Below are 8,388 nucleotides of genomic sequence, written 5' to 3'. Positions count from 1 at the left end.
GTGGAGGGCGGGCGGCGCCCCGGGGTCCGTGCGGGCGGGGTCGCCGGGCGGCCCGGTGACGAGGGGTTCACGCCGATCCGGCTCACCGAGCGCGGTCGCCGGGTGGTCGCCGGCCTGTCGATCGCGGTCGGGTTGTCCATCGCCGCGGTCACCGTGGTCACCGTGCAGCTCGGCACCGAGTGGGGCGGGCTCGAGCTGGCCGGCTCGTCGACCGTCGTCGTCCAGCCGGGGGACACGCTCTGGTCGCTCGCCCAGGAGGTGGCCCCCGGGGAGGACCCGCGGGCCGTGGTCGACGCGATCGTCGACCTCAACGGGCTCGAGGACGTCGACCTGCTGCCCGGCGCGGTGCTGCAGCTGCCGTGACCGTGGCGGAACGGGCCGGTCGGCGCGTCCCAGCGCGTGGGGCAGGGGTGGCGCACGCGACGGGGGAAGACGCGCCGGGGCTCAGAGGTTGTACCTGTAGTGGTGCGGGGTTAACCTCACCCCAACATCTTGTAGTGACAGAGATGTAAGTCAGTCCACAGGCGCTTCCCCAGGTCAGCCCCAGGACATCCACCGGATGTCCCCCGGTCGGTCCACAGGCAGCCGCCGGGCGGTCGCCCTTCCGGGCCGCCGATCGACGAGGAGGTGCTCCGGTGCGTTGTCCGTTCTGCCACAGTCCTGACAGCCGGGTCATCGACTCACGCGAGACCGACGAGGGCGCGACGACACGCCGACGCCGGTCCTGCCCGGTCTGCGGCCGGCGGTTCACGACCGTGGAGGAGCCCGTGCTGGCGGTCGTCAAGCGCAGCGGCGTCAGTGAGCCCTTCGACCGCAACAAGGTCATCGCAGGCGTCCGCCGGGCCTGCCAGGGGCGCCCGGTCGACGAGGCACAGCTGGCCGTCCTCGCCGCCAAGGTCGAGGACGCCGTGCGCGCCACCGGTTCGGCCGAGGTGCCCAGCAACGAGGTGGGCCTGGCGATCCTGGGCCCGCTGCGCTACCTCGACGAGGTCGCCTACCTGCGCTTCGCCAGCGTCTACCGCTCCTTCAGCTCGGCGGCCGACTTCGAGAAGGAGATCGCCGAGCTCAAGCGGCTGCGTCCCGCGTCCACGGCCGGGGGCGCACCCCACGAGGGCGCACCCGGCGACGGCGATGGGCCCGGTCCACCCAGCTAGTCAGCACCCGCACCACCGGCTTCCGACGACCTCCGTCCGCCACCACCTGTACGCCCGAACGCCACACCAGGGAGCACGCCTTGACCGAGACAGCCGATCGCCTCTCAGCCAGCCGGAACCGTCGCACCGGCGGTGGTGGCAAGGCCCCGACCCGCGGGAAGGGCCTCAAGGTCAAGCGCGTCTTCACCACGGCGGGGGTGCACCCCTACGACGAGGTCGTCTGGGAGCGCCGCGACGTCGTCATGACCAACTGGCGGGACGGCTCGATCAACTTCGAGCAGCGCGGCGTCGAGTTCCCGTCGGAGTGGAGCATCAACGCCACCAACATCGTCACCACGAAGTACTTCCGTGGCGCGGTCGGCAGCCCGCAGCGGGAGACCAGCCTGCGCCAGCTCATCGACCGCGTGGTCCTCACCTACGGTGCGGCCGGCCGCGAGCACGACTACTTCGCCTCCGAGGGCGACGCCGAGGTCTTCGAGCACGAGCTGACCTGGATGCTGCTGCACCAGGTGTTCAGCTTCAACTCCCCGGTCTGGTTCAACGTCGGCACCGCCTCGCCGCAGCAGGTCAGCGCCTGCTTCATCCTGGCCGTCGACGACACGATGGACTCGATCCTGAACTGGTACCGCGAGGAGGGGCTGATCTTCAAGGGCGGCTCGGGCGCCGGCCTGAACCTCTCCCGCATCCGCTCCTCCAAGGAGCTCCTGTCCTCCGGTGGCACGGCCTCCGGTCCGGTCTCCTTCATGCGCGGCGCCGACGCCTCGGCCGGCACCATCAAGTCCGGTGGCGCCACCCGCCGCGCGGCCAAGATGGTCGTCCTCGACATCGACCACCCCGACATCGAGGAGTTCATCGAGACCAAGGCCCGCGAGGAGGACAAGATCCGCGCGCTGCGCGACGCCGGGTACGACATGGACCTCGGCGGCAAGGACATCACCAGCGTCCAGTACCAGAACGCCAACAACTCGGTCCGGGTGAACGACGAGTTCATGCGTGCGGTCGAGAACGGCACCGGGTTCGGGCTGCGTGCCCGCTCCGACGGCTCGGTCATCGAGACCGTCGACGCCCGTGAGCTGTTCGGCAAGGTCACCCAGGCGGCCTGGGAGTGCGCCGACCCGGGCATCCAGTACGACGACACGATCAACGACTGGCACACCAACCCGGAGACGGGCCGGATCAACGCCTCGAACCCGTGCTCGGAGTACATGAGCCTGGACAACAGCTCGTGCAACCTGGCGTCGCTGAACCTCATGAAGTTCCTCAAGGACGACGGCACCTTCGACTCGAAGACCTTCGTGAGGTCCGTCGAGCTGATCATCACCGCGATGGACATCTCGATCTGCTTCGCCGACTTCCCGACCGACCCGATCGGTGACACCACCCGGGCCTACCGCCAGCTCGGCATCGGCTACGCCAACCTCGGCGCGATGCTGATGGCCACCGGCCACGCCTACGACTCCCGTGGTGGTCAGTCGCTGGCCGCGGCCGTCACCTCGCTGATGACTGGCACCGCCTACCGTCGCTCGGCCGAGCTGGCCGGGGTCGTCGGTGCCTACGACGGGTTCGCCCGCAACGCCGACGCCCACGCCCGGGTGATGCGCAAGCACGCCGCGGCCAACGACGCCATCCGTCCGGTCGGCGCCGACGACGCCGACGTGCTGAAGGCAGCGACCGCCGAGTGGCAGGACTGCCTGGCGATCGGCGCGGAGAACGGCTGGCGCAACGCGCAGGCCTCGGTGCTGGCCCCCACCGGCACCATCGGCTTCATGATGGACTGCGACACGACCGGCATCGAGCCAGACTTCTCGCTGGTCAAGTTCAAGAAGCTGGTCGGCGGCGGCTCGATGCAGATCGTCAACCAGACGGTCCCGCGGGCGCTGAAGAGCCTGGGCTACCAGGACGAGCAGGTCGAGGCGATCGTCGAGTACATCGCCGAGCACGGGCACGTCGTCGACGCCCCCACCCTGCGTCCCGAGCACTACGAGGTCTTCGACTGCGCGATGGGCGAGCGGTCCATCTCGCCGATGGGCCACGTGCGGATGATGGCGGCGGTCCAGCCGTTCATCTCCGGCGCGATCAGCAAGACGGTCAACATGCCGGAGTCGGCGACCGTCGAGGAGGTCGCGGACATCTACTTCCAGGGCTGGAAGATGGGCATCAAGGCCCTGGCCATCTACCGCGACAACTGCAAGGTCGGCCAGCCGCTGTCCGGCGGCAAGGGCAAGAACGACGGCACCACGGCCGAGGTCGTGGCCGAGGCATCGTCCGGGACCCAGCCGACCACCGCGCTCGCCCACCCGGTGCGCAAGCGGCTGCCGAAGAAGCGGACCAGCGTCACCACGTCCTTCAGCGTCGCCGGCGCCGAGGGCTACATGACCGCCGGGATGTACGAGGACGGCAGCCTCGGTGAGGTCTTCCTCAAGCTGGGCAAGCAGGGCTCGACCCTGGCCGGTGTGATGGACGCGTTCTCGATCGGGATCTCCCTGGCGCTGCAGCACGGGGTGCCGCTGGAGACCTACATCCAGAAGTTCACCAACATGCGGTTCGAGCCGGCCGGCATGACCGACGACCCGGACATCCGGATCGCCCAGTCGGTGATGGACTACATCTTCCGTCGCCTGGCGCTGGACCACCTGCCGGTCGACACCCGGGCGGGCCTCGGCATCTTCAGTGCCGAGGAGCGGGCCGCCCAGGTCTCCGGCTCCTACGGCTCCTCCGCCTCGACCCCCGCCGTCGTGGAGGAGGAGGACGTCGACCTGGAGCAGCTGCGCGGCTCGGCGCCGATCGAGACGGCCAAGGTGGAGACCCAGGTCACCCCGGCCGGCCCGAAGTCGGTCAAGGAGGCCCACTCCTCGGCGGAGCTGCTCGAGCTGGTCACCGGGACGGCCACCGACGCGCCGCTGTGCATGACCTGCGGCACGAAGATGCGCCCGGCCGGCAGCTGCTACGTCTGCGAGGGTTGCGGCTCGACCAGCGGCTGCAGCTGATGGCGAGGCTTGCCGGGATGTCCTGCGGATTCTCGCGGAATGTCCCGGCAGGCTCGTCGAAATGTCACGGCGGCTTGCGCTGACATTGTGTATCAAGCTCGCCCAACCGCAAGATCTTGATACAGCCGCACTACAGCCGCCCCGGCCGCCTCGCGCGGCCGGGGCGGCTCCCCACTGGCCGTCCTGGCCACCCTTCTGCCCAACCCTGCCCTGACCTTGCAGTGGAGGCCCCACACAGTGCTGCCGCTTACCGACCACGAGCTGTGCGCCACCGTCCGCGCTGGCCAGCGGTGGGCGCGCGAAAGAGACATCCCCGACCCCGTCGCCTGGGCCGACCTCGCCCACGCCGCCGACGTCACCGCCGCGGTCATCCAGCGGCGCAGCGCTGGCGAGCTGGCCCCAGCTCGTTCGCACTCCTTGCCGCTGCCAAAGGGGGTCGGCGGGGAACTGCGTGGAATGACCGTGCCTGACCCGTTCGACGACGTTGTGTTCCGGGCACTGGTTGGGCGGGCGGCGCAGGCCATCGACGAGTCGCTGGGTGACGAGGTTGCCAGCTACCGGCTGACCGAGGCCGGCCCTGGGTGGCAGGTGCGTGACTACCGGTACGCCACCGGCCTGCGGATGTCCGAGCTCACCGAGGCGATTGCCGCACCGGAGTTCTGCGGCCTGGGCACGCTGGACGTTCGGCAGTACTACCCCTCCATCGACGTCACAGCCCTCGGCGAGCAGCTTGTCGCTGTGGGCGCCGACGCTGACGTGGCAGCAGCGATTGCCAGCTACCTGCGGTCCTGGCACGAGCTCTGGGGCGTCAAGGGGGTGCCCGTCGGGCCGGAGGCATCCGGGCTGCTGGGCAACCTGTTCCTCGTGCCGGTCGATCAGGCGCTGCGAGACGCCGGTGTCCGCTTCGGCCGGTACACCGACGACTACCGGCTCTGGCTGGACGACCCGGACTCGTGGCCGATGGCGCGCGACACGGTCATCGGCGCGGTGACCGCGCTGGGGCTGGAGGTCAACCCGAAGAAGACCCGGCACCTGCGGACAGCTCACGGTGTTGTGCGGATCTTGAGCAACCCCGACATCGGCGAGCTGAAGGACATGCTGACCGCCGACCCCGCCGGCGCGATGGCCGCGGTGCTGGACGCGTTCGACGCGGAGGTCGCCCAGCCAAAGCCGGACCCGACGCGCCTGCGGTGGCTGCTGAAGGTCCTGCTCAACCGTCGGAGCGACCATGCCCTGACCGCACTGCAGGGCCGGCCGGAGCTGATGCAGGCCGACCCGCGGCTGTGGGCGAACTACCTGAAGGTCATGTACGCCGCCCGCAAGCTGGACGTCGACTGGCTGTTGGAGCAGGCCACCGCTGAGCCCACTCCCGAGACCGCTGCGGTCGCGTACCACCTGATGGGCGTCGTCAGCGACCTGCGTGTCGGCCGCGAGCAGGGCCGGCAGCTGCGGACCTTCGCCACCGATCCGGACAAGCGGTGGATGCCGGTCCGGTGCGCCGCGGCTGAGGCATGGGGCTGGTCGGCGGACTGGAACGTGGGAGCGGCGACGGAGGCCGCACTGAACCTGGGCGATGCCCAGCAGCGGCGAGCGCTCGCGCTGACCCTGCGCCGCACCGAGTCCGGCCGGAAGGTAGACGCGGCGCTGACCAAGCTGCACACCACCGTTCCGGAGTGTCGTCCCGCGGTCGCCTGGATTCGGAGCGGAGCCCACCTTGCCGCCGCTTGATGACCCGGCCGCCGCCGGGCAACGGAGCGGGGGCAGGGTCGCTGGACAGTCGTACGCGCCGCCCGCACCGAAGAGCGCCGGCACAGGCAGCAACTGGCCGTTCCGCGACTACACGGATGTCCAGCCCGCGGCGCTGCGGGAGGCCTACGAGTGGTGGCAGGACATCTGTCGCGACGTCGCCCCCCGCCGCAGGGCCCGCCGCATGGAGCAGGCCGACCTCGCCCGCGACGCCGGCATCTCGCTGAACACCGTCCAGCGCATCGAGCGGGGCGACTGGACTGCAGCGCACAACCTGTTCCTCGTCTGCTCCGTCCTCGGCCTGCGCATCGAACAGACCGTTGAGGTCGCCGACCCCCGCCCGCCCTCGCCGGCGGACCGTGCCGCCCGACGTGGGCTGGCCCGGCCAGCCACCCACGACCGCGTCGCGACCCGCGAGGAGGTGCTCGCCGGCCGGGCAGTGCTGACGGCACTGGCGCGCCATCACGAGCTCGCCGAACCGCGTGTCGACCTCAACGGCACCGTCTACGTCCACGCCCCCCGGAGCGGCGACTTCGGCCCGCTCTGGCGGTTCTCCACCGTTCTTGCGCAGACGTTGGGCGTGTGGGTGAACGTCTCCGCCGACCAAGCCGCCGCCAATCGCAACGAGGCGCAACTGCTGTGAGCACGGGAGCTGAAGTGGCGAACAACATCATCCAGTTGACCGGGCGCTGGGAACTCGGAGCCTGCCTGGGCAAGGGCAGCTACGGAGAGGTCTTCGCAGCAACCGGAGAGGACGGGGCACCCGCTGCGGTCAAGATCGTCCCCAAGCGACCCGGCGCGTCGCGGGAGATGCTGCTGGCCGACCTGACGGCCCTGCAGCCAGCCATCCGCAACGTCGTCCCGGTTTTGGACTCGGGTGAGACGGAGAACGCCTACGCCATCGTTATGCCGCTGGCTGATGAGTCTCTGCGGGACCAGCTCGTGGCCGTCGATGGTCCACTTCCCCTGGAACAGGCGCTCGCCATCATGACGGACGTGGCTACGGCGCTGGCGGACCTCGACGGGCGCGTGGTCCATCGCGACCTGAAGCCGGAGAACGTGCTTCTCATCGACGGCAGGTGGTGCCTGACCGACTTCGGCATCTCGCGGTACACCGAGGCCGTGACGGCCACCGAGACCCATAAGGAGTCCGGGACGTTGCAGTATGCGGCGCCGGAGCGGTGGCGCTCGGAGCGGGCCACCGCAGCCACGGACGTCTACGCCCTGGGGGTCATGGCCTATGAGCTCCTGACCGGTGATCTTCCGTTCCCCGGACCGGAGGCCTCCGACTTCCGGCACCAGCACCTGGTCGCCGAACCACCACCGCTAGCCGGCGCGACGCCGCGGTTGGCGGCGCTGATCGAGGAGTGCCTGTACAAGTCGCCCGGGGCTCGGCCGGTGCCGGCGAACCTGCTCGCTCGGTTGCAGAAGGCTGCCGACACGACCCTGACGCCAGGTGGGGCGGCACTGGCCAGCGCCTACCAGCGGCAGGCCGAACGGGTCCGGGGGGAGGAAATCGCCGCATCGCGTGCCCGTGACGAGCAGGAACGGCGCGGCGAGCTCACCGACGCGGCCCGCAGGTCGCTGGAGCGCGTCTCCACCGCTCTTCTCGAGACCGTCACCGACCTCGCCCCCGGTGCCCTTGTGCAGCGCCGTCCCGAGGGCTGGTCCGTAGAGCTCCACGGTGCACGGTTCGGCGTGTCCACCCCCATTCCGATCGGGCAGGACGTCCGCTGGGACCCGTGGCGGCCATCGTTCGACATCATCGCCGCAGCAACGGTGAGCGTGGTCTTTCCCGCGAACGCCTACGGGTACGCCGGTCGCAGTCACTCGCTGTACTACTGCGACGCACAGCGGCAGGGCGCCTACAGCTGGTTCGAGACGGCATTCATGCACAACCCGATCCTGGGGGGCGTCATCCGGGGTCAGGAGCCCTTCGCTCTCCACCCGGCCGACCCCCTGGCTGGACCCGAGCCGGTTGGAAAGGCGCTGGCCAACGCGATGACGGAGTACCAGGTGGCCTGGCCGTTCACCGAGCTGGTCCCTGGCGAGTCCGACGACTTCAACGACCGCTGGATGGGCTGGTTCGCCGCCGCGGCCGACGGGCAGCTGTCGCGTCCGTCGATGATGCCGGAGTACCCGACTGATGGCTCGTGGCGGCGGTCCTGACGCTGGTCCACTTCACCTACCAGGGCGACGTCCGCTGTGCCCGTGGATCGCTACCGTCGGCCCGTGCCGTACCCACCGCGTGCCGAGGCTCGTGTCCGGCCCGAGTTCCGGGGGTCTGCCAGCCCGCGTCCTGATCCGGTGCTGCAGGAGCGGGTGGAGACCTATGTCGTCGAGCGGTACCAGGCCGGCGCGAGCCTGCGAGTCTTGGCCGAGGAGACAGATCGCAGCTTCAGCGCGGTGCGTCAGAGCCTCGACCGACGCGGGGTGCAGTGAAGAGGTACGGGAGCTCCGCGCCTCACCGACGCGACCGACGCGGGTAGTTCGCCCACCTG

At 70.2% G+C, this 8,388-nt stretch carries 7 protein-coding genes; all 7 read left to right on the top strand.

What is annotated here, in order from left to right; genetic code table 11:
- On the top strand, nucleotides 1-363 hold a 363-nt coding region (locus FHL80_RS11795; protein ID WP_216870644.1), incomplete at its 5' end, for a LysM peptidoglycan-binding domain-containing protein.
- A 272-nt stretch (nucleotides 364-635) separates the two neighbouring features.
- Nucleotides 636-1,154 carry a transcriptional regulator NrdR gene (gene nrdR, locus FHL80_RS11790; RefSeq protein ID WP_138733607.1) on the top strand — a complete coding sequence of 173 codons (519 nt, stop codon included), beginning with the start codon at nucleotides 636-638 and terminating at the stop codon, nucleotides 1,152-1,154.
- 80 nt (nucleotides 1,155-1,234) lie between these two features.
- Nucleotides 1,235-4,141, top strand: coding sequence for a vitamin B12-dependent ribonucleotide reductase (locus tag FHL80_RS11785; protein WP_138733606.1), 2,907 nt, complete (start codon nucleotides 1,235-1,237; stop codon nucleotides 4,139-4,141).
- A 462-nt stretch (nucleotides 4,142-4,603) separates the two neighbouring features.
- Nucleotides 4,604-5,869 (top strand): RNA-directed DNA polymerase, encoded by a 1,266-nt coding sequence (locus FHL80_RS11780; RefSeq protein WP_216870643.1) that lies wholly within the window; start codon nucleotides 4,604-4,606, stop codon nucleotides 5,867-5,869.
- Nucleotides 5,856-6,530: a helix-turn-helix domain-containing protein gene (locus FHL80_RS11775; protein WP_281283468.1), complete on the top strand. Its 675-nt coding sequence runs from the start codon at nucleotides 5,856-5,858 to the stop codon at nucleotides 6,528-6,530. Before FHL80_RS11780 ends, FHL80_RS11775 begins: the two co-directional genes overlap by 14 nt.
- Nucleotides 6,531-6,544: 14 nt before the next feature.
- A complete protein-coding gene (locus FHL80_RS11770; protein ID WP_216870642.1) occupies nucleotides 6,545-8,056 on the top strand; it encodes a serine/threonine-protein kinase in 1,512 nt (503 codons plus the stop codon).
- A 138-nt stretch (nucleotides 8,057-8,194) separates the two neighbouring features.
- On the top strand, nucleotides 8,195-8,329 hold the full coding sequence (locus FHL80_RS26235; protein ID WP_246078626.1) for a helix-turn-helix domain-containing protein: 135 nt from the start codon (nucleotides 8,195-8,197) through the stop codon (nucleotides 8,327-8,329).
- The last annotated feature ends 59 nt before the right edge of the window (nucleotides 8,330-8,388 follow it).

Source organism: Modestobacter excelsi (assembly GCF_005930495.1).
GTDB classification, from domain to species: Bacteria; Actinomycetota; Actinomycetes; order Mycobacteriales; family Geodermatophilaceae; genus Modestobacter; species Modestobacter excelsi.
Note: the sequence above shows the minus strand (reverse complement) of the source record. Positions and strands in the feature narration are given on the sequence as shown.